17 protein-coding genes are annotated in these 21,952 nt (G+C 54.8%); 9 read left to right on the forward strand and 8 right to left on the reverse strand.

Features of this window, described 5'->3' with window-relative positions:
• Positions 1 to 1,143, reverse strand: a complete 1,143-nt coding sequence (locus tag R0135_RS13205; RefSeq protein WP_407347328.1) for an amine dehydrogenase large subunit — start codon at positions 1,141 to 1,143, stop codon at positions 1 to 3.
• 173 nt (positions 1,144 to 1,316) lie between these two features.
• Here R0135_RS13205 and R0135_RS13210 point away from each other — a divergent pair, with 173 nt between their 5' ends.
• Entirely contained in the window at positions 1,317 to 1,886 is a 570-nt protein-coding gene (locus R0135_RS13210) for a phosphoribosyltransferase (protein WP_407347329.1), read from the forward strand.
• Here R0135_RS13210 and R0135_RS13215 read toward each other — a convergent pair.
• The 4 genes from R0135_RS13215 to R0135_RS13230 all read right to left on the reverse strand — a co-directional run bounded on the left by R0135_RS13215 (position 1,861) and on the right by R0135_RS13230 (position 7,659).
• Entirely contained in the window at positions 1,861 to 3,174 is a 1,314-nt protein-coding gene (locus R0135_RS13215) for a nucleobase:cation symporter-2 family protein (protein WP_407347330.1), read from the reverse strand. The genes R0135_RS13210 and R0135_RS13215 overlap by 26 nt on opposite strands.
• Before the next feature lie 2 nt (positions 3,175 to 3,176).
• Complete coding sequence (locus R0135_RS13220) at positions 3,177 to 4,523, reverse strand: amidohydrolase family protein (RefSeq protein WP_407347331.1); 1,347 nt, start codon at positions 4,521 to 4,523, stop codon at positions 3,177 to 3,179.
• A 92-nt stretch (positions 4,524 to 4,615) separates the two neighbouring features.
• Positions 4,616 to 6,607 carry a sodium-translocating pyrophosphatase gene (locus R0135_RS13225; RefSeq protein WP_407347332.1) on the reverse strand — a complete coding sequence of 664 codons (1,992 nt, stop codon included), beginning with the start codon at positions 6,605 to 6,607 and terminating at the stop codon, positions 4,616 to 4,618.
• 113 nt (positions 6,608 to 6,720) lie between these two features.
• Positions 6,721 to 7,659 carry a fatty acid desaturase family protein gene (locus R0135_RS13230; RefSeq protein ID WP_407347333.1) on the reverse strand — a complete coding sequence of 313 codons (939 nt, stop codon included), beginning with the start codon at positions 7,657 to 7,659 and terminating at the stop codon, positions 6,721 to 6,723.
• A 95-nt stretch (positions 7,660 to 7,754) separates the two neighbouring features.
• On the opposite strand from R0135_RS13230, the gene R0135_RS13235 reads away from it, so the two are divergent.
• The 5 genes from R0135_RS13235 (at position 7,755) to R0135_RS13255 (ending at position 12,855) form a co-directional block, all read left to right on the forward strand.
• Positions 7,755 to 8,558, forward strand: a complete 804-nt coding sequence (locus R0135_RS13235) for a PaaX (RefSeq protein WP_407347334.1) — start codon at positions 7,755 to 7,757, stop codon at positions 8,556 to 8,558.
• A 16-nt stretch (positions 8,559 to 8,574) separates the two neighbouring features.
• Positions 8,575 to 9,417, forward strand: coding sequence for a glutathione-dependent disulfide-bond oxidoreductase (gene yghU, locus R0135_RS13240; protein WP_407347335.1), 843 nt, complete (start codon positions 8,575 to 8,577; stop codon positions 9,415 to 9,417).
• A gap of 26 nt (positions 9,418 to 9,443) precedes the next feature.
• Positions 9,444 to 10,034, forward strand: coding sequence for an SRPBCC family protein (locus R0135_RS13245; RefSeq protein ID WP_407347336.1), 591 nt, complete (start codon positions 9,444 to 9,446; stop codon positions 10,032 to 10,034).
• 90 nt (positions 10,035 to 10,124) lie between these two features.
• Positions 10,125 to 10,652: a (2Fe-2S)-binding protein gene (locus tag R0135_RS13250; RefSeq protein ID WP_407347337.1), complete on the forward strand. Its 528-nt coding sequence runs from the start codon at positions 10,125 to 10,127 to the stop codon at positions 10,650 to 10,652.
• The gene (locus R0135_RS13255; RefSeq protein ID WP_407347338.1) at positions 10,645 to 12,855 is read left to right on the forward strand and encodes a molybdopterin cofactor-binding domain-containing protein; all 2,211 of its coding nucleotides are present in this window, start codon (positions 10,645 to 10,647) and stop codon (positions 12,853 to 12,855) included. The genes R0135_RS13250 and R0135_RS13255 overlap by 8 nt, the downstream gene beginning before the upstream one ends.
• Before the next feature lie 26 nt (positions 12,856 to 12,881).
• Here R0135_RS13255 and R0135_RS13260 read toward each other — a convergent pair whose 3' ends face one another.
• From R0135_RS13260 to cysK, 3 genes are read right to left on the reverse strand one after another with little or no spacing between them, the layout of a single operon-like run.
• Entirely contained in the window at positions 12,882 to 15,335 is a 2,454-nt protein-coding gene (locus tag R0135_RS13260; RefSeq protein WP_407347339.1) for an EAL domain-containing protein, read from the reverse strand.
• Positions 15,332 to 16,033 carry an SIMPL domain-containing protein gene (locus tag R0135_RS13265; RefSeq protein WP_407347340.1) on the reverse strand — a complete coding sequence of 234 codons (702 nt, stop codon included), beginning with the start codon at positions 16,031 to 16,033 and terminating at the stop codon, positions 15,332 to 15,334. The genes R0135_RS13260 and R0135_RS13265 overlap by 4 nt, the downstream gene beginning before the upstream one ends.
• 11 nt (positions 16,034 to 16,044) lie before the next feature.
• Positions 16,045 to 17,115, reverse strand: coding sequence for a cysteine synthase A (cysK, locus tag R0135_RS13270; protein WP_407347341.1), 1,071 nt, complete (start codon positions 17,113 to 17,115; stop codon positions 16,045 to 16,047).
• Between the two features lie 126 nt (positions 17,116 to 17,241).
• Here cysK and R0135_RS13275 point away from each other — a divergent pair, with 126 nt between their 5' ends.
• From R0135_RS13275 to R0135_RS13285, 3 genes are all read left to right on the forward strand, one after another.
• On the forward strand, positions 17,242 to 18,495 hold the full coding sequence (locus R0135_RS13275) for a tetratricopeptide repeat protein (protein ID WP_407347342.1): 1,254 nt from the start codon (positions 17,242 to 17,244) through the stop codon (positions 18,493 to 18,495).
• Positions 18,496 to 18,579: 84 nt separating this feature from the next.
• Positions 18,580 to 20,388, forward strand: coding sequence for a DUF3604 domain-containing protein (locus R0135_RS13280; protein WP_407347343.1), 1,809 nt, complete (start codon positions 18,580 to 18,582; stop codon positions 20,386 to 20,388).
• 13 nt (positions 20,389 to 20,401) lie between these two features.
• Positions 20,402 to 21,928, forward strand: coding sequence for a phospholipase D family protein (locus R0135_RS13285; RefSeq protein WP_407347344.1), 1,527 nt, complete (start codon positions 20,402 to 20,404; stop codon positions 21,926 to 21,928).
• The last annotated feature ends 24 nt before the right edge of the window (positions 21,929 to 21,952 follow it).

The following is a 21,952-nucleotide window of genomic DNA, read 5'->3' on the forward strand; positions in this document are numbered from 1 at the left end:
CTACTCCAACCTTTGCACGAGGCTGGCGTTGATCTCTGGCATAGTTCTAAGAAGCCGGCTGCTCACTCCATCGTGAATCAGCAACTCGCCACCCTTAGCTGGCGCAATGATCAGCAGGGGCTCTGCGTCGGCAGTGAGCTCAACAGAAACGCCTTTGGTCTCTTCGTCGAGTTCCAGCACGTAAGCCCTGCGCTTGGTTTTAGTGCTAAATGCCCAGATCTGAGTGCCGGGGTCTTCAAAGGTCTCCTGGCCACCGCCCTCGTGCATAAGGGTCACCAAAAGATTGGCCTTGGCATTGTAAGCAAAAGCCTGTCGACCACTGATGCGCCAGTTGTCATCAGGGTCAATGGGAACGCCATTAAGATCGGCAGCTCCTTCCTCATCGGCAGGATTGATGGACCAGGGCTCGCTGACATTCACGGCGCCGTCTTTGACTGCCACTTCGTAAACATGCCCTTCCAGGGACATAAACATCCAGCCCTCTGGTGTTGGCACGGCGTAATCAAACACCGGGTCGTCAGTGACCGTAAAGAAAACCTCGCTGCGCAGGCGATCAACTTCTTCTCCGACACTATCGAGGCGCACGTACTGCACACGACCGTCGCCACAGGCCATGAGGAATCCGGCATCCACCGGGTAGACGCCCGCGCAGCCCGGGGTGGAGATTTCGCCCACAAAACGATCATCAGCGGTGTCCACAACGCTGACAGACATCGCGGGCGTGATATTCCAAACGCCGATAAACCGGTCTTCAATAAGACCAATCATTCCGCTGTGTCCGATACCGGCGGACTTGGGAGGTATTTCGATTTCTTTGATCGGTAATGCAGATTCCAGATCGAAGACGAGTACGACGTCAGTTCGATCGCCGTAAAAGGTCCGCGTATAAAAACTGCCGTAGGAATAGATGCGTCCTGCAGCAAGATGGGGTTCCAGCGCGGGAGAAAACATCGATAGGGTCAGCGTGCCTTCAACAGTGCCTTCGTCGCCGTCTATAAGATAGGCGATTTCACTGCCACGCACTGAGAACCAATGGTCGTCAGGCACTCCAAGCGACAGGGAGTCCCCGATGATAGAGTCGTAATTCTGTGCTGCGACGCTTTGCGACAGGCAAAGCAATGCAGCTGCCAGGTAGTGCTTCATGCTACCTCCCGGTGCAGGGAATAGCGGTCGATGGCTTGCGGTGTAGTAGTTTTTTTACCTGGCGACCGCGCGAGGATTGGCTTGATCCTATACCAATGCCCAGCGGTTAGGCAATGTGTTCTATGCTGAATCGATGCATTACATTGATTAAAGAGCAGATCGAGAGACCGACTATGTCTGAAAAAGTGTATCTAAGCGCCCAGGAACTTCTTGAGGATTCATTTCGTTTGGGTGCGAATGTGGTTGCCAGCGGTTTTCGTCCTACCATGATGATCGCGATCTGGCGCGGCGGGGCACCGGTGGGCGTCGCAGTGCAGGAGATTCTGGCTTATAGCGGTATTGAGACTGACCACATCGCAATCCGCACCTCGCTTTATAAGCCAGACATTGACGATCGATCCTCAGAAATCCGTATTCACGGAATGAACTATCTGATCAAGAAGCTGCGGCACGAGGACAGCTTGCTCATTGTCGATGATGTGTTTGATACCGGTAGCACCATTGATGCGGTGATTCGATACATCGAAGAAAAAGCGCGCCTGAACACGCCTAAGGATATTCGAGTGGCCGTTCCCTACTTCAAGCCAAGCCGTAACGTGACCGATAGAGTGCCGGATTATTACCTTCATGAAACGGATCAGTGGCTAAAATATCCGCATTCGCTAGAGGGACTGAGTGCTCAGGAGGTCGCCGAACAGCGCCCGGCACTTTTTGAGATTATTCAGCCTTACCTGAACCGTTAAAAAGGAGGTTCAAGGTCACCGCACTTACTGCTCCTAAAGTGATGGGGTTATTAAGTATGTCGGCTATAGCTTTTGGCAAGGCCGAAAAATAGATTGGATTAGCCACAACCAGCATTGCAGCGCTTAGGCTGATACCTACCGTTAGTACGTTTCCGGTGTTTTCAAAGTCAACGCGTCGCAGGGTCTGAATGCCCGTAGCGGCAATAGAGCCAAACAGCACCAAACCGCAGCCGCCGAGTACCGGGGTGGGGATATTGGCTACCAGCGCGGCAGCTTTAGGCGCGAGACTGAGTCCGATGAGCATGACCCCGGTAACCGCAATGACGTAACGGCTGCGTACGCCGGATACGCGAATAACGCCAATATTCTGAGAGAAGGTCGTAAACGGGAAGGCGTTAAAAAGCCCGCCGATGATGGTGCCTAAACCTTCGCCACGCAGACCTGCGGCGAGTCGTTTTTCATCCACCTTTTGTTCGCAGACCTCGCCAATCGCCAGATAATCGCCCGTGGACTCCACCATGGTAACCAGCATGGTGACTGTCATGGCGGCGCAGGCCGCTATGGTAAAGGTGGGCGGGCCAAAGGCAAAAGGCAAAGGAATGCTGACCCAGCTGGCTGTCGATACGCCGCTAAAGTCCGACATGCCCATGGCCGCGCCGGCAACGCCCCCGGCTATGAGCCCCACAAGTATGGAGGTACGAGCCAGAAAATCATGGCCAAAACGCATGACAATCAAAACCAGCAGAAGCGTGCCCAGGCCCAAGCTAATTTCCTGAATGCTTGTATCTTGTGCGCCAAAGCCGCGGCCACCGCTTAACCACATCACCGCAACGGGCATGAGGCTGACACCAATCACGGTGATTACTGTTCCAGTCACCAGCGGCGGGAAAAAACGCAGAAGCTTGCTCCAGGAGCCGGCAAGAAGCAGGCACACAATACCTCCAACAATAGTGCCGCCAAACATCGCCGTGAGATCGCCGTTGGCGCCAATGGCGATAAGGGGAGGAATGACCGCGACAGTCGTACCCTGAACCACAGGTAAACGCGTGCCGATGGGTAGCCCGGGAATGCCCAGGCATTGAATGAGCGTAGCTACGCCGCTGCCGAACAAACCAGAGGCGAGTAAAAAGGTCGTTTGTTCCTGGGGCCAGCCCAATGCGCTGGCCAGAACCAGGGGTGCAATGATGATGCTCGCGTAGGCGGCCAAGAGCTGCTGAAACCCCAGAGGTACTGCCCATCGCAGGGGCAACCATTCGTCAACCGGATGCGTACTGTGTGAATCTTGCATCCTCAGGCACCACTTCGCTGACGCAAAGATGCAGCGCGATCACGAAGCTCTGCCAGCATATTCGCCAGATCCAGCCCCTGAAGCACACCGTTCTCTACTACTAGCTTACCGTCAACAATCGTATGCACGACGTCGTCTGCGCGGCTTGAATACACCAGCGCCGCCTGAGAGTCATAGCGCGGGGCGCAATGAGCGTTGTTTAAATCGACGACGATGAGGTCCGCAAGCTGCCCGGTTGCCAAAGTGCCGGCCTCGTTCAGATGCATCGCCCGAGCCGCTTCGCGAGTTCCCATTTCGAGCATATCGCTGACCGTTAACAATTCTGGATCGAGGTGATGATTTTTATGCGTAATGGCACCGAATTTCATTTCCTGAAACATATCCAGGGTGTTGTGACTGGCCGGTCCGTCGGTCGCAAGGCCCACGGTAACGCCGGCGGCCATGAGTTTGCGTATGGGCATGATCCCTGAGCAAAGCTTTGCGTTACTGATGGGGCAGTGCGCGACTTTAACCTCATGCTCGGCCATAAGAGCAATATCATCGTCGGTAAGTGTGGTGCAGTGCGCTGCAGTAAGCCCGGGAGTTAGCAGCCCAAGGCTGTGTAGCCAGCCCGTAGGTGTCATGCCGTGATTGTCGGCGACGAACTGATGCTCCTGCTGACCTTCTGACAAATGTGTGTGAATGCTGAGCCCATGCTCGGTGGCAACTTCAGCGCAACGGCGCCAGAGTTTTTCGGTGCAGGAGTAGGTGGCGTGGGGTGACAGGGCGACGCGCAGGCGACCGTCGAGCGTATTGTGATGATTGCTCACAATGTCACCAAAGTCATCGAGTGCTTGGTAAGACCAGTCGGCAAGATCGCCGTACAAGCCGATATCAGCAAAACCGTAACCCAGCGTGGCACGCAGGGGAATGGTCTTCAGGGCGTTGATTTCTGGCGTTACCGAGTAGGCGTCGAAGTGCTCGTTAAAACTGGTAATACCCGCCAGCGCCATCTCTGCAAGCCCCGCGAGACTGGCTAGACGAAGTGTCTCATGGTCAAAGTTTTGTTTGAGTCGCCACATACTTTGCAACCACTCAAAGAGTTTGGCGTCCTCGTTGAGCCCGCGCAGTAATACGTTGGAGCCAATATGCGTGTGGCAATTGCTGAAGCCGGGCATGACCACCTGGTCCGTGGCGTCGATCGTTTTGATGGCGCTATAGGGGCCTAACTGAGATTCAGTGCCCAAGGCAATAATACGGTTGCCAGATATGAGAACGGTGCCTGTGGGCACCGTTTCCATTTCACCTGTGCTTTGCTCGGTCATACAAAGCAGTTCGCCGCCGGTAATAGCGAGATCAGCTTCAATCATGGCGGCGTGGTTCCTTCTACAAGTTTTTTAAAAGCAATTGCTGCGACGACCGTTGCCCCAGCGATTGCTTGAACCAACCGCTATAACACTCGCTACAACAACGGAGCTATTACCAAGCTGACAATTGCCATCACATTGATCAGGATATTCATGGCTGGACCGGAGGTATCCTTAAACGGATCTCCCACCGTGTCACCGACTACACAGGCTGAGTGCGTGGGCGAACCTTTACCGCCGTGATTACCTTTCTCAACATATTTCTTGGCATTGTCCCAGGCGCCTCCGGCGTTAGCCATCATCAGTGCCATGAGCACGCAGCCTAGCAGCGCTCCTCCCAGCATGCCACCTAATGACGCAGCTCCCAGCCCCATGCCAACGACCACAGGTGCAGATACCGCAATAGCTCCGGGAAGAATCATTCGCCGCAGCGCGGCGGTGGTAGCAATATCCACACAGCGGGCAGTGTCAGGCTCTGCCGTGCCCTCGAGCAAGCCCGGGATCTCGTGAAACTGCCGGCGGATCTCGTTAATCATATCGAAGGCAGCATCGCCCACCGCAGTCATGGTGATCGATGCGATAAGAAAGGGGATGGTGCCTCCGATGAACAGGCCGACTAAAACGGTGGGATCGGAAAGTTCCAAAGAAAAGCCCGGGTTGTTTACCTGCACCGTTTGCACAAAGGCCGCGATAATCGCCAGAGCCGCCAGGGCCGCAGCTCCGATGGCAAAACCCTTGCCAATGGCGGCGGTGGTGTTACCTACCTCATCAAGGCCATCGGTGATGCGTCGGGTTTCCTCGCCCATACCGGCCATTTCCGCAATGCCTCCAGCGTTGTCCGCAACGGGTCCATAGGCATCAATGGCCATGGTAATACCCACGGTGGAGAGCATCCCCACCGCAGCAATACCCACGCCGTACAAGCCCGAAAGCTCCGTGGACACCCAGATGATTGCGGCTAAAAACAGCACCGGTAAGACCACGGATTCCATACCGATAGCCAGGCCACTGATCATTACTGTGGCAGGTCCGGTTTCTCCCGCTTTGGCGATTTTGCGCACTGGATGGGAGCCCGTGTAGTACTCGGTAATCAATCCGATGAGTACGCCACCTACCGCGCCGGCTACTACGGACCACCATATATTCATGTCCAGGCCCATTTTTTCCATCATCAACCAGGCGATGCCGGCGAACACGGCGGGTGCCAGCAGTGTGCCGGTGCGCAGCGCCGCCTCCGGGGATGCGCTGGCGCGTACTCGCACCACCACAATGCCCAGCATCGAAGCGAGCAATCCGATACTCGCCAGGGCCAGAGGTAGAAACATCATCTCGGCCTGCTTGTCGATGGCCATCGTGGATGCAATGGCGATGCAGGCGATCATGGCGCCGCAGTAGGATTCAAAAATATCGGACCCCATGCCGGCAATATCACCGACGTTATCGCCCACGTTGTCAGCTATGACGCCTGGGTTGCGAGGGTCATCCTCAGGAATGCCCGCTTCGATCTTGCCCACCAGGTCCGCTCCAACGTCTGCACTCTTGGTGAAGATGCCGCCGCCGACACGAGAGAACAGTGCTACGACCGAGGCGCCCATACCAAAGCCATGGATGGCATGGGCAGTCTCCGGGTCTCCGCCAAAGTAGTAGTACAGGCTGCCAAGACCGATCAGGCCCAGGGAGGCGACGCAAAGTCCCATGATGGAGCCACCGTAAAAGGCAATGGTTAAGGCCTGGGCCTGTCCATGATTATGGGCCGCGACTGCCGTGCGGACATTGGCTTTGGTGGCGGCGAACATGCCAAGAAACCCCGCAGTGGCTGAAGACAGGGCACCGGCGGTGAAGGCGATAGCTGTATCGGTTCCCAGAGGTGATACGAATATGCCCAGCAGTAGTACCGCAGCGAACATGGCGAGCATTTGGTACTCGCGGCGCATGAACACCATGGCACCGAGGTGAATCTGATCGCCAATTTTCTTGACGGTTCCGTCGCCGTGATTATGACGGATCATAATGTGATAGATGATAAACGCAGTGACGAGTCCTGCGGCGCCCAAGAGCGGAGGGTAGAGCATGTAGTCAAACAGCATATTGCAAACTCCTTCTTATTGTTTTGATGCCTATTTAGTATAGAAAAGAAGAAGGAAAAGCGAAGAATTGATTACACGGCGGGATACCCGGTCGAATTTAGCGGTTTTTAGTCTCAGGCTGGGGCAGCGGCACTGCGATCGAAGTCCGGGACGACCCGCTTGATGACGCTCCAGTATCCATCGGCAACAGCAGAAGGGTGATCTGCGTAAAACCCTCGCTTCCTCAGTGTTTCGTGCAGGGATTTGAGTTGCCACAGCGGCACGCTGGGCAGTAGATGATGCTCGATGTGAAAGTTGACCTTGTTGGGGCAGAGGACCAAGCGCTCCAGCCAGTTTGCCCGAGTTGTGCGTGTGTTGCCTCTAGGGTCGAGTTCGTAAAGCGCCGGGACGTTGCCATGTTCGGCAACCTGTCTAATTCGTGCCACCAGAGGATAACTCGTCAGATAGGCCACCACCCACAGAAGATAGAGCCACGCGGCGCCACTCAACCACAGGATGCTCAGTAATGCGGCATTCGCAATGAGGCCTTGTCTAAGAACACTGCCGCCTTCTCCGCTGCGCATCATGATTCGATTCCCAGCCCCGCTGAGCAAGCCCGCAAGCTGCTTAAAGCCCGTCTGTCCGCTGATGTCACGCAGGAGCTTGCGCCGGAAGCTGTCCGCAGCAATAGGGTATTTTCGATAATTCGGTAGATCGGGATCCTGATCGGTGCCGGCAAGCCGGTGGTGTTCACGATGGGAGGCGCCGTAGGCCTCGCAGTCGCCAAGTACGGGATACGCGCACAGCCACTGGCCGAGAGTTTCATTGAGCTTCTGGGTTTTAAAGAGTGTCTTGTGTCCGGCCTCGTGCATGAGTATCGACAGGCCCAACTGGCGTCCGCCCAGTAAAAGAATCGCGAGAATCACGGTGAGAGGGTTCGTCCACAGCGCAACCACGGCAAAAATCGAGGTAATACTCAACCAGTTTTTGAGCACCAGCCACGCGCCAATCAAGTCGCTGCGACGGGTATAGCTCTGTATCTCTTGCCGACTGAGATAGTCTGCTGCTTTCATGGGATACCTCTTTATATTTTCGCTGCAACGCCAAAGTAACACAAAAATATACTATGCGGTATTGGCTGTTATATATTGGATGTTAAGCTCTGCCTATGCCCAATCAAATGAGCTATGCGTCGCCCACCCCCAAGCGCTTGGTGCTCTCTTTGTTGAGCTCCACTGACCTTCGGGAGATTAGCGCCCGGGAGTATGCGCAGTGGGGACGGCTCTTTGATATCGAACCGGCTGCCATGCGCGTGGCTTTAGGGCGATTGGTAAAGGGCGGTTTTTTGAAAAGCGTCGCGCGGGGGCGCTACGTCATCGGTGCGCGGGGCAAAGTGCTGAGTGAGACCGCGCGGCGTTGGATATCGGCTGAACAGCGCATTGGGCCCTGGGACGGACGATGGTTGGTGGTTCACACGGCGCATTTGGGTCGTCGCGACAAGACGGCTGTAACAGCCAGAGAGCGCGCGCTGACACTGGTCGGCTTTGCGGTGCTGTCTCCCGGTCTTTGGTGCAGGCCGGCCAATTACTTGGAAACACCGGCCGAGACTCGATCGCGCCTGCTGATGTTGGGGCTCGAGAGCGACGCTATAGTCCTTCGGGTGGACGCTCTTCTTGGTGAATCCTTACCTCTTGAGGAACTCTGGCCTCGAAATAATCTCGAATCACGGTATCGAGCACTGACCAGAGCCATGCAAGAAAGCATGCAGAGAGGCGCCGCTCAGAATCACGACACACTGGCGCGAGAGACGTTTTTATTGGGTGAGGCGGTGATTCGTCAGGTCAACGCTGACCCGCTCCTGCCAGACTCGATGATTGATGTGAATGCCCGGCGAAAAATGCATCAAACGATGGTAGCGTATGACGCTTTCGGCCGCGGTGCCTGGACCCGTTTCAAGAACGACTACTCCTAAAAGGAATTTCTACGCTATGAGCGATGCACAGTACGAACCACCCAAGGTATGGACTTGGGATACAGAAAGCGGTGGCAAGTTTGCCAGCATCAATCGACCCATAGCTGGTGCGACTCACGATAAAGAGCTGCCCGTAGGTGAGCACCCTTTTCAGCTGTACTCATTGGCTACTCCCAACGGCGTGAAAGTCACGGTGATGTTCGAGGAGCTACTGCACCTGGGCATTTCGGAGGCGGAGTACGACGCCTGGCTCATCAACATTCAAGATGGCGCTCAGTTTGGTAGCGGCTTTGTCGACATTAACCCCAACTCCAAAATCCCGGCAATGGTCGATCGCAGCGGTGATACCCCGGTAAGGTTGTTTGAGAGCGGCGCAATGTTGCTGTATCTGGCCGAGAAGTTTGATGCCTTCCTGCCGAAGGATCTCGCATCCCGAGGTGAGTGTTACTCCTGGCTGATGTGGCAGATGGGCAGTGCACCGTTTCTTGGTGGAGGTTTTGGCCACTTTTACGCCTACGCACCAGAAAAATTCGAGTACCCGATCAATCGCTACGCCATGGAGGTGAAGCGTCAATTGGATGTATTGGACCGCAATCTTGCAGACCGCAGGTTCCTTTGTGGTGATGAGTACACCATCGCTGATATCGCGACCTTCCCTTGGTACGGGGCGCTGGTAATGGGTAAGCTCTATGAGGCGGCTGAGTTTCTGGATGTAAGTTCCTACAAGCACGTATTGCGCTGGTCCGAAGAGATTTTTGAGCGCCCCGGAGTGGTTCGCGGACGCTGTGTGAATCGAGCCTGGGGTCCTGAGGAAGATCAGGTGCTGGAACGTCATAGCGCGGCCGATCTAAAGCGATGAAGAGGGTTGCTATCTTTAGCGGTCGCATGGCCGCCGTATTATTTACGGTTTTCTGGGCTGGCTTTGCGGCGTCCAGCGAATGGGAGACGCAGTTCGACGAGTCCGGAGTTCGGGTGGATACCCGAAATGTAGCAGGCTCTGACTACAAGGCCTTTCGTGCTCAGGCCAGAATCCCGGCCGAGCCTGAGGAAGTGCTGGCGCGACTCCAGGATGTGGCAAGTTATCCCGATTGGTTTCCCGATACCCTCGAAGCTCGGCGACTGGAGTTGGACGGCGATCGTTGGGCCAACTATGTTCGTACAGATGCTCCCTGGCCCGTAAAGGACCGCGACGCTATTTATACACAGGAGCTTCAGCGCAGCGCCAAAGGCATTCGAATTGTCGTGGGTGTGGCCCCCGACACCTTGCCGGACTCAAAAGATGCGGTGCGTGTTCGGGCTGCGACCGGCTTATGGGAGCTTGTTCCTGACGGTGACGGCACGGCTTTGCTATGGGAATTTCATTTGGAGCCCGGTGGAAATATCCCCAGCGGGCTTGCCAACGCGAGGGTCATAGAGACCCCCAGGCGCGCCTTACAAATGCTAAAGGAGTACTTTGCGGCCAGCGCCAGGCAGTGAGGCGCCGTGAAAATGCGTCTATATTAAGAGAGCATCCAAAATACCAACTAAGATAAAACCCTGACCCATGGGCAGGAAGAGAGGCGCACAATGATCAGTCTGAGCGTGAATGGCCTGCAACGGGAGCTGGACGTCGATCCACAGATGCCCTTGCTGTGGGCTATTCGAGAGAATCTAGCCATGACCGGCACCAAGTTTGGCTGTGGCATTGCCCAATGTGGTTCCTGCACGGTGCATCTCAATGGTAGGGCGATTCGCAGCTGCGTAACCCCGGTCGCGGCCGCCCAAGGCGGCGAAGTCACAACTATCGAAGGCTTGGCCGATCTGGCTCCCGGAAAGGGTTTACATCCTCTGCAGGAAGCATGGATAGAAAAGCAGGTTCCTCAGTGTGGCTATTGTCAGTCGGGCCAGCTAATGAGTGCTGCAGCCCTTTTGGACAGTAATCCCAACCCTGACGATGCGGCTATTGATGCCGCGATGTCTGGCGTCGTCTGTCGCTGTGGTATGTACCCGCGCATTCGAAGCGCAGTGAAGCTTGCGGCAGCGCAAAGCGCTTCGGTGGTTCAGACCTTTGATCCAGCGGTGGCCACAGATCTGGAGGGTGCTGACCATGGGTAAGTGGACCAGGCGTGCATTTATAACCACCGGTGTACTGGCCGGTGGTGCCCTGGCCGTAGGGGTCGCAATCAGGCCGGGCCATCGGGCGCCAAAAGTTGCCGGGCAGGTTACCCGCGGTGGCGAAGTGCTGGTGAGTATGTGGGTCAAGATTGACCCCTCCAACAAAGTCACCCTCATCGCGGCGCATAGTGAGATGGGGCAGGGCGCACATACGGCTTTGACCCAGATGCTTGCTGATGAATTGGATGCGAACTGGGAAGACATGGAGTACATGGAAGCTCCGGCAATCGATGAGTATGCTAACTGGGCTCTGGGTAAGGGCTTTCTTTTAGGAGATGCCGACATCCCGGCGGCTTTGGTGCCTACCATTGACGGAGCTATGTTGCAGGTCGCCAAGGCCATGAAGATGCAGATCACGGGCGGTAGCACGTCTATACGCGCCACTGGCGTGTCCGGAGTTCGCGTTGCCGGCGCAGCGGCGCGAGAGCTACTGCTTCAGGCAGCGAGTGATACCTGGGGCGTCCCCGTGTCGCAGCTGGATGCCAAAGACACGCATATTATTGACCGCAAGAGTGGTAAGCGCGCACCCTTTGCCCAGTTCGCACTGGCCGCATCGACGACGGCGCCGTCGGCGACGCCTACGCTCAAAACGCCTGATCAATTCCGGATTATGGGCAAGAGCACGCCGCGTCTGGACATTCCCGCGAAAGTAGACGGCAGCGCCGTTTTCGGTATCGACGCCCAGGTAGAGGGTATGAAGTATGCGGCGATTCTTGCCGCGCCGGTGTTTGGCGCCCAGTTGGTGTCTGTGGACAGCACGGAGGCCCAGGCTATGGTCGGCGTCAAGCAAATTGTGTCTCTGGATGATGCCGTGGCAGTGGTGGCTGACGGTTACTGGCATGCCAGCCAGGCTCTCAAGACGCTCAAGCCACGTTGGTCAGCAACTGACAACGATGCAAGCAGTAGCGAGTCTCTTTTCAGGCAGTTTGATCAAAGTCTGGCTGAGGCCATAGATGGCGGCCGCAGCAAGGCTGATGTGGATGAGGGCGACGTGCCAGCGGCTTTGGCCAGCGCAGCTGCCACGCTGGATGTCACCTATCGAGTGCCTTTTCTTGCCCATGCGTGTATGGAGCCTATGAATGCCACGGCTTTGGTTACTGATGAGACCTGCCAGGTTTGGATCGGCACTCAGAATCCTTTGGGTTTTCGATATGAAGTTGCCGATGCCATGGACATGGATGTTGAAAAGGTGCAGATACATCAGCATTACATGGGGGGCGGTTTTGGTCGCCGCTCCATGTCGGACTCTGCAATACAGGCCGCTAAAATCGCTAGGGCTGTGGGAGAGCCCGTGAAGTTGATCTGGTCCCGGGAAGAGGACGTTCGCCACGATCACTATCGTCCCGCAGTTGCTTCGCGGTTCAGGGTTGCACTGGATGATCAGGGACAGATTACCGGTTGGGAGAATGTCTATCACGAGAAGCATGAGCCTGTAGAAGCTCCTACTATTCCCTATGCCGTGGGTGCTCAAAAGATTCATTCTGTGAAAAGTCCCACGCACGTGCCTTTTGGCGCCTGGCGGAGCGTTGATCACTCGCAGCACGGGTTTTTCACTGAGGCCTTCTTTGATGAGGTCGCGGTTGCCGCCGGCAAGGACCCTTACGAATATCGCATGTCTTTGCTCGCGGATAAGCCACGACATCAGACGGTGTTGCGAACTGCCGCAGAGCGCGCAGGCTGGGGAGAGGATCTGCCTCAAGGTAAGGGGCGAGGCATCTCTTTTCAGGAGTCCTTCGGGTCTTTAGTTGCCCAGGTTGTGGATGTCAGCATACGCGACGGCAAGGTGAGCGTGGATCGGGTGGTGGTTGCGGTCGATGCGGGCTTTGCTGTGTCACCTGATGGCCTTACGGCGCAGATGGAGTCGGGTGTGAGTTACGGCCTTACGGCGGCGCTTTATGGTGAGATTACCATTGAGAATGGTGCGGTGAAGCAAAGCAACTTTCACGATTACCCCATGGGTCGAATTCAGGACTCTCCGGTGATCGAGACGCATATCATTAACAGTGGTGAAGCCTGGGGCGGCGCGGGTGAACCCGGCACACCGGGTATTGCGCCGGCGCTGGTGAACGCAGTGTTTGATGCCACGGGGGTGCGGGTTCGTGAACTTCCGCTGTCAAAGCACGACTTTAGTGACTTTGCCTAGTCATCAGGAGATGACCGCTGCAGTACCTACCCTGGCTGTGAATCGTCTGAGGACATGAGTGCGCGCCAGATGTTGGTTTTTTCCCAGTCGACTATCCATTGATTGAACTCCTGAGCGCACATGGGGCGTGCGATACCAAATCCCTGGCCATAGATGCACTGCATATTGACCAGAGCTCTAGCATGGGCAACGCTGCTAACGCCCTCGGCAACTACGTTGCGACCAAGGCCCAGGCAGAGACTTATGATAGAAGAGACGATAGCCGCGTCTTCTTCGCTTTCAAGCATGTCGCGCACAAAGCTAGTGTCAATTTTGACCGTGCTTACGGGCAATCGACGCAGGTGTGTGAGTGAGGAAAACCCAGTACCAAAATCGTCCAAAGAAAACCGGATACCAAATGTATTAGCCATGGTGATGATCTTGGCGACTGCATTGACGTCATCAAGAGCACTGGTCTCAAGAATTTCGATTTCGAGAAGCTGTCCTGCGGTTTTTTCAGATGACTGCATCTTCGCAACAATAGAGTCGATAAAGTTGTTTTGCCGCAGGTGAACACCAGCAATGTTAACGCTTATAGGCAAACATACCTTTGATTGCAGCTCCAAATCGATCTGCTTTATAGCTTCGGTGATAACCCAGTCACCAAACTCCAGATGTAAGTTCTCTCGATCAATCAGTGGCAGGAATTCCGCAGGTTGAAGTAGCCCCCTTTGGGGGTGATTCCATCGCGAGAGGGCTTCAGCTCCCACTATCTCACCGGAGATAAGATTGATTTTGGGTTGATAAAAAATTTCAAACTCACCGCGGGCAAGCGCGGCTTCAACGTTGCCCCGGGTTTCTGACACGCGCAGCAGGCCCCGATCGAAGACATGGAGCCTCCGTTTGCCCTGTTGTTTTGCTTCATACATCGCTTGATCCGCGCAGCGAATCAGCATGCCGGAATCTTCACCATCCAGGGGATAGCGCGCGATGCCGATGCTTGCAGAGCCTGCTATTTCGCGACCATCGACATTCACCGACTGTGCGGCGGCCTCCAGAAGGCGTTGGCTGACGGGATTTAGGTCCTCAAGATCATCCAGGTTGGTCACCAGGGCGATAAATTCGTCCCCGCCAATACGTGCAAGAGTATCTGTCTCTCGCAGTGCAAGTTGCATGTTTTCGGCGATGCCGATGAGAAAACCATCGCCCGTGGCGTGGCCGTAGGCATCGTTGATACTTTTAAAGCTGTCAATATCGATGTAGGCAAGAGCAAGATGCTGTCCCGAACGCTCGCAGTTTGCTAAGGACTGCTCCAATCTATCTTCAAACAAATGCCGATTGACCAATCCAGTGAGTGGGTCAAAGTTGGCAATCTTCTGCAGTTCTTTTTCGTGATGTTTTAACGCCGTGATATCGGAATACAGGCAAACGTAGTGATGGATGCTTCCTTCTTCATCAATTACCGCATTGATACGACACTGCTCCGCGTATTGTGTCCCATCGAAATTGCTGTGCCTGACTTCGCCTTCGTAGAATCCATCTTCCATCACAGCGCGCCAAAGCCCATCAAAATCGCAGCTATCTCCCAGTTCGCGCCGAATCGACTGTAGAGAGCGACCCATGATGTCAGTTTTGTGAAGGGCGGTTGATCTTTCGAAGGCTTGATTGACGTCTATGATGTTGCGACTGGCATCGAGTATGACAATGCTTTCGGCGGCGCTTTCAAAGACGCTGGCCGACAGTGATTTACGCTGCAGAAGGTCAATTTCTACACTTACATCACGAGCAACGCCATACAGCCCTACGAGTGCTCTTTGCTCATTTAAAATCGGGTACTTGCGATTATCCACCCAGCCTTTTCTACCATCTTTGTGCAAGTAGGGTTGCAACTCCTTTGCCATGCGAAGAGTGCTATAGACCTTTGTCTCCAGAGCGTAATAAAGATCGGCGGAATCTTCGGCAAAAAGGTCATAGTCGGACTTGTTTGCAAATTCAGTCCAATGATTGATACCGGGACACAGCGCCACCATGCTTTGGCTGCCTGCCAGAAGTATGTGATGGGTGTCTTTGAAAAATATGTAGTCATCTGTAGATTCCATGATCGTGCGCATCATGGTCTGCATTTCGTCCTGCTGCATTTCGTTTTGCAGCAACGATGGCTTACGCCGAGCATCCTGAATCTCCAGAACTACGGCTTGCCGCTGTTTGATGTCAGGATTCGTAGAAGCAGCACTGACAGTGGCCACAAGGACTCTATATTTTCCCCCGGCATCGCGCATGCGAAAGTTTTGCCGCATCGCCTCGCCGCGGTACCCTTGATAAACGAAGTTGCTTAGCAGTGCCTGATCCTCTGGATGCAGGCTGGCTTGGAATTCACCGGGGCTGGCGAGTAAGGCCTCTCTCGATACGCCGATTACCGAATCGCTATAATTTACAACATCATGAACAGCAAGATTGTGGTCGATGGCCAGCAATACAGCAGTGTTGGCCTGAGCGGTCATTGAAGATAATACTCAAAGGTACTCACCACCCTGAGACGTTTTTCTCGGCTGGATGCGCTGTCGTAGGGGTTGCCGCTGGTTCCGCTGATTTGAATGATGCCCTGATTGGCACTTTTAAGGCCGCCCAGGCTGGCACCAGATTCATTGGCAAACTTGATGGCCTGCGCCCGGGCGTTTTCAGTGGCTGCTTTAAGCAAGGGCGCTTTGGCGTCGTTAAATGCCCGCAGCGCGTAGCTGGGACCTGTGCCCAGATCCAGCTGCACTCCCGCTGCGATAAGTGGGTCGGTGGCCAGTGCTGCCGCTGCCACTGCTGCTACACGCGCACTATTAACAATAACCAGTGCAGACCCGCTATAGCGAGTGGGGCTGTTTGACGACGCGTACTCCCGCGAATAGGCGTCGGTGACAAACAGGGGGCGTATTTCCATTTCTGAGCTGGTAAAGCCAAGTCCATGAAGGAACTCAACCAGTTTGTCCCGATCAGTTGCGAGAGACTTTTGTACCGATAAAAAGCTGTCGCCGGCCCGGCGTACGGTGAGGGGCCAAGTGACGTAGTCGCTGTCCACGCTCTGTTCGGCCAATCCTTTAATCACGATGCTTCGATCGGCCATCCGAAAACGTTCCAGACCGTTACCAATAAAGGCGCCGCCGGTGATCAACCCCAGGGCGATGATGACTGCCAGAAAAGTGTTGTGCATATTGGCGGCCCTTAGCTGACCTGGTATCCCGGGGTTGATTTAGACAATGTGATTTCTTCGTCGGTCATTGTCTCTGCAACGCCATCGAACAGGGGCGTGGAGAGATAGCGTTCCCCGGTGTCCGGCAGCATGACCAGAATAACCGAACCTTCGGGCGCAGTTTCGGCGACTTGCATGGCAATGGCGAGCGTAGAGCCTCCAGATACTCCGGTAAAAATGCCTTCTTCTGCCGCGAGTCGTCGTGACCAGGCCATGCCGTCAGCGCCCACCACAGGTAGCAGTTCATCGTAGAAACCTTTGTCCAGCGTTTCCTGAAGCACCAGAGGGATAAAATCTGGCGTCCAGCCTTGAATCGGATGGGGCTCGAAAGCCGGGTGACTCACCGTTGGGGATCCCTGCTCATCGCGCTCTTGCGCGTGCCCTGAGGCCACGATGGCGGCGTTCGCCGGTTCGGTAAGGATGATCTTAACTTCCGGGCGCTGTTCTCGGAGCACGCGGGCAACGCCGGTAACGGTACCACCAGTGCCGTAGCCCGTTACCCAGTAGTCCAGCCTTTGGCCCTCAAAATCCGCGACGATTTCCTGCCCCGTGGTGTTTTCGTGGATATCCGGGTTATCACGGGTCTCGAATTGCCTTGCAAAGAACCAACCATTAGCCTCGGCCAGTTCTTTCGCTTTGTTATACATACCAAGCCCCTTGTGTTCCTTGGGAGTCAGCACAACCTTTGCGCCGAGAAAACGCATGAGCTTTCGCCGCTCCACCGAGAAGCTGTCGGCCATGGTTATCACCAGAGGGTAGCCTTTGGCAGCGCACACCATGGCTAGCCCGATACCCGTGTTTCCAGAAGTGGCTTCTACAACAGTTTGGCCGGGTTTAAGTCGCCCCTCACGCTCCGCCGCCTCGATAATATTCAAGGCCAGACGATCTTTTACGGAGCCTCCGGGATTAAAGGCCTCGGCCTTGACGTACATGCTGACGTGTTTAGGCGCTATTCGGTTGATGCGAATACAGGGGGTGTCTCCGATTGTTTCCAAAATGTCGTCGTAGAGACGGCCGCGGCCCTGAGTTTTTCTGATATCCATCGAGAATCTCTCCCTGAGGCTGTAAGCTCTACTTTGTTACTGATCACCCCCTTGCGGGTGGGGCGTATAGCCAAGAGCCTGATGCAAAATTGTTGTCTTAAAGCTTACACCAAAGAGAAGGCAAATTTGTCTGAAAATCGACGCCGGGTATTGTGGCCGTTACTGTCACTGCTGTTGTTTGTGACCTTTTCGGCGCAGGCCCATTTGCCAGAGTACTTTGGCCGTAAGTATGTCTTGATATCTGAAAAATTCTCGCCGGCTGCCAGGCCTTGTGAGGGCGATCGGCAACTCATGCGTGAAGAGGCAAATCGCTTACAGGATGAACTCGATACTGCGGTACTTGAGGCGGGAGCGTACAACCCCGGTTTATCCGACCCCATAGGCGAGCTTGGAAAGCTGTATTCCTCGCAGTGCAACCACCCGGCTGCTTTGGATGCGTATCGCAAAGCTCTGCAGATTGTCAGAGTGAACGATGGTCTTATGACCCCTGCTCAGATCCCGTACTTAAAAGCCCTGGCAGATAGCTATCAGGCCATCGGGGATTTTGATTCAGCGCAGCAAAGTATGCGCTCGGTGTTTCGAATTCATGACATGGGGCAGGGCGAGCTTGACGCAGCTGCAACCAGCGACAGTCTGGCGTATTTCGCCCGTGCGCGGTCTATTTTTATTGATCCACGCTCTCGCGGTGAAATGAATCTCTTCTTTGAAGCCTTCAAGGACAATGAGCATATGCTCGAGGCGCAGTTGGAGCGCGATGAGCTGAACTATGCCGTGCGTGAGTCCCTTACGCTGAGTCATCTGCGTAACCTTTATCTGCTGCTAGGGACTGATTTTGTGCTCATGTCAGGAATTTCGGGAGATGCGACGAGCCCTGCCGTGGACTTTATGCAGCGCAGTCAGATGCTGACCTACGGCAAAGGCCGAAAATTACTCGAAGGTCTTTTGGAGTCGGCGCTTGATCAGCCCGACGCCGTACGCGCTATGTTGTATTTTCGCCTGGGGAACTGGCAGCAATGGAATGCCAAATGGGGTCAGGCTTGTGATAGCTATGCACTGGCGTGGGACTTAGCTGCTGATGAGGACGGTGTGTCGCTGCGCGAGCAGATGTCTCAGCCTGCCGAACTCCCTGAGGATCCGGAGTTATGGTTGTCGCTCCTCGACCCCGATATCGCTGTGAAGGCGGTCATCGCTGCAGACTTTCGCGTCTCAGCACGCGGTGATATATCGCGCGTTGATGCGACTGTTGAAGACGACGGAAGCAGTGGGCTCGCAGCACGAGTCGGGCGGTGGCTTCGGGACTCGCATGCGCGCCCCGCAATCATTGACGGGGCCTGCGTTGAAGCAGAACTACAAGGACGGCGTTATCGTTTGCTCGATTAGGGTCACTACAGACGACCAGGCTCGGTATGCCTTTGCCGTTAACACCCAACAATAAAAGTACTGCGGCGTTTTGGAGACTCAACAATGAATATCAAAGCGGCAATGTTTTTCTCTGCCTTGTTCCCAATGATTTCTGTGGGCGAAACTTTCGCTGAATCCGATGCTCCATCAGTAGGCTTGAAACACGCCTATTTTGGCGAGCTCCATTTACACACCTCGTATTCGCTGGACGCCTATATCGGAGGGACTCGGCTGACCCCGGCTATGGCCTATCGCTTTGCAAAAGGCGAGTCCATGACAGTCAATGGGCGGGCCCACAATATTGGACGCCCATTGGACTTTGCGGCGGTGACGGATCACGCGGAGTATCTCGGGGAGATGCAAGCAACCCAGGTCAAAGGAACGCCCGGTTATGACAACGCGAAGCTTGCGGAGCTCAGAGCTCTCAGTTCCTACGACGAGCAAGAGGCCTGGTTTCTTCGTGAAGTTGTCGCTAATGCTCGAGGTGGGGTGCCTAAGCACACCACCTTTTACCCCGGGGATGGCGCTGTAGAGAGTGCGTGGCAGTTAATGATAGAGGCGGCGAACGATCACTATGCCCCGGGAAGTTTCACAACTTTGATCGGCTTTGAGTGGTCTGCTGTTACCCAGGGCGGCAACATGCATCGTAATGTCATTTTTAGGGACGAAGTGGCTCCGAGTATGCCGTTCTCTTCCATAGACTCGCCTGATGAAGAGAAACTGTGGCTTTGGATGCGCGAGCAGGAGCGGCAAGGCTCGTCCCTCATGGCGATCCCGCATAACTCCAATGCCAGCAAGGGCTTTATGTTTGAGCCTGTGGACAACGATGGGAACCCTATTGATAGCGAGTATGCACGCACGCGCAGTCACTTTGAGCCATTGATCGAGATGATGCAGATAAAGGGCAACTCAGAAGTTCATCGAAAGTTTTGGCCGGCAGATGAGTTTGCAGACTTTGAAAATGCCGATAGCGTTGAAACCTACAATAAGCGAACTTTCGAAAAGCAAAACTTTGTTCGAGCAGCGGTAATCGAGGGATTGCGCTATCAGCAACGTCTCGCCGAAAATCCTTACAAGCTGGGCTTTGTTGGTGGCACTGACAGCCATAACGGCACACCTGCGGACGTGGTTGAGGACAACTACGTGGGCAGTCACGGCGCTGCCGACGGCACCATAGAGCGCCGACGAAATGACGCCATCCCCGGCTGGATTTTGGCTAAGGATTCGAGTCCGGGTTCTATTACCGGCGTGTATGCAAATGAAAATACACGTGGCGCCATTTATGATGCACTTCGTGCCCGGGAGACCTTTGTGAGCTCCGGTCCGCGGATCGAGCCGCGGTTTTTTGGGGGCGCGGACTTGCCCGATATATCTAGCGATCCTTTGGTGATGTTAGAAAATGGCTATACCCATGGCCAGCCAATGGGGTCGACGCTGAGTGCGCTTAAGGAAGCGCCTCGTTTCTATGTGCAGGCATTAAAGGATCCGCATGGTGCGAACCTCGACCGCATCCAGATCATTAAAGGTTGGGTCGATGAGAAAGGAAATGCCCAGGAGCGTATTTTCGACGTAGCGGTTTCGGACGGGCGAGCAATAAATGCAGAGGGTCGCTGCACTGTAGCGGTGGGAAACACCGTCAACGTCGAAGCGGCCACTTATGAGAACTCCATCGGTGCCGCGGAGTTGATGGCAAGCTGGGTCGATCCGGACTTTGATCCGACACTACCTGCGCTTTATTACACGCGGACCTTGGAGATACCAACACCGAGATGGACGACCTACGACGCAGTGGGCTTCGGTCAGCCACTGCTGGATGTGCCCGCGACGATTCAAGAGAGGGTCTGGAGTTCGCCGATTTGGTATGTGCCGTGAGGTCCGTATTTTTATGAACAAACGCTTTAGTACAGTCAGTCGTTTCCTTCACATAACCTTTCTTGCGATGAGCCTCGGTGCCTGTTCAACGCAGCCACCGGTAGTCACGCCGGATGAGGTGGCGAGTCCACCGGCGACTGCGTCGCTATGGAGCGCGCTGAGTAATATCCGCAGTGATAACTGGAATATTTTGCTAAACGACGGTGCTGCGGCTTTGGATTGGCGGCTCACGGCAATTGATTCGGCAACGCAAAGCATCGATTTGCAAACCTTTCTTTGGTCACTTGATCAGGTTGGCCTCGCTATCATGAATCACCTGCTGAGCGCGGCAGACCGTGGTGTGCGGGTTCGCTTGCTAGTGGATGATTCTTTTCTTCTGGGTGAAGACGACCTGCTGACTGCGCTAGCTGATCATCCCAACATCTCTTACCGTGTATTTAATCCCTACCAGCGCCGTACCAACAGCTTTGTTACCCGCGAGGCGATGAATCTTGGTGACTTCAAAAAGTTGAACCACCGCATGCACAACAAAGTCATGCTGGTGGACAGCCGGGTGGCTATCGTTGGCGGTCGCAATCTCGCGGATGAGTATTTTGGCCTTCATGAGCAAGCTAACTTTCGCGATATGGAGTTACTGGTAGGTGGCTCTATTGTGCAAAGTCTCAGCGATGTCTTTGATAACTACTGGAATGACCTGTGGTCTGTGCCTATTGAGACGATAGCTAAACTAGGGCCGGATTATCAGAAACTCTCACAAGCGGTGTTGCTCAACGATAGAAGTGCGTTAGCGCATTCAGAAGCCGACAGCGCCGCTCTGATTTCACGCTGGGAGGCGGCTGTGCATGGTGCAGTATCCGGAGAGCCTCTGTTATTGGTTGATGTGCCCCCACCGGCTGACATTAACGCTGAGGCCAGCGCTCCCATCCAGTTGGCACAGCAACTCATCGAGGTGTTTGATAGCGCCAAAGAGGAGGTGATTGTTATCTCGGCTTACTTAATTCCATCGTCGGGTCTGGAGGCGGTGGTGGAGCGTGCTGTGCGCCGCGGCGTGCGCATCCGAATTCTTACCAACTCTATTCGGTCTAATAATCACATCACCGCGCACAGTGCTTATAGAAACCACATCGATGAGCTCCTAAGCGACGGAGCGGAACTTCACGAGGTGCGAGTCGATGCTCTGGATCGCGATCGATACATGCGTTCACCTACCGACGACAAAGCCCTGGCGCTCCACGCCAAGGTGCTGGTGGTTGATCATGATCGTGTGTTTGTTGGGAGTGCCAACCTTGATCCTCGATCGATGCGGATTAACACCGAGGTGGGTTTGCTGGTGAGCAGTGAAGCACTCAACGCACAAATTCGCGAGAGCGTTGAGCCGGACTTGCTGCAGATCAATGCCTGGAGTCTGCAGATGGATGATAGTGGACAAGTCGTGTGGGTGTCTGAGGGTCAAACGCTTTTGGAGCAGCCAGCCGCATCCTATATGCAGCGTCTGGAGGACTGGTTTTTTGCGCACTTACCTATTGAGGGACAAATGTAGCTGTTTGCAAGCGCTGTTCAAGCA

It is taken from the genome of Congregibacter variabilis (assembly GCF_045689235.1).
In the GTDB taxonomy this organism is placed as follows: domain Bacteria; phylum Pseudomonadota; class Gammaproteobacteria; order Pseudomonadales; family Halieaceae; genus Congregibacter; species Congregibacter variabilis.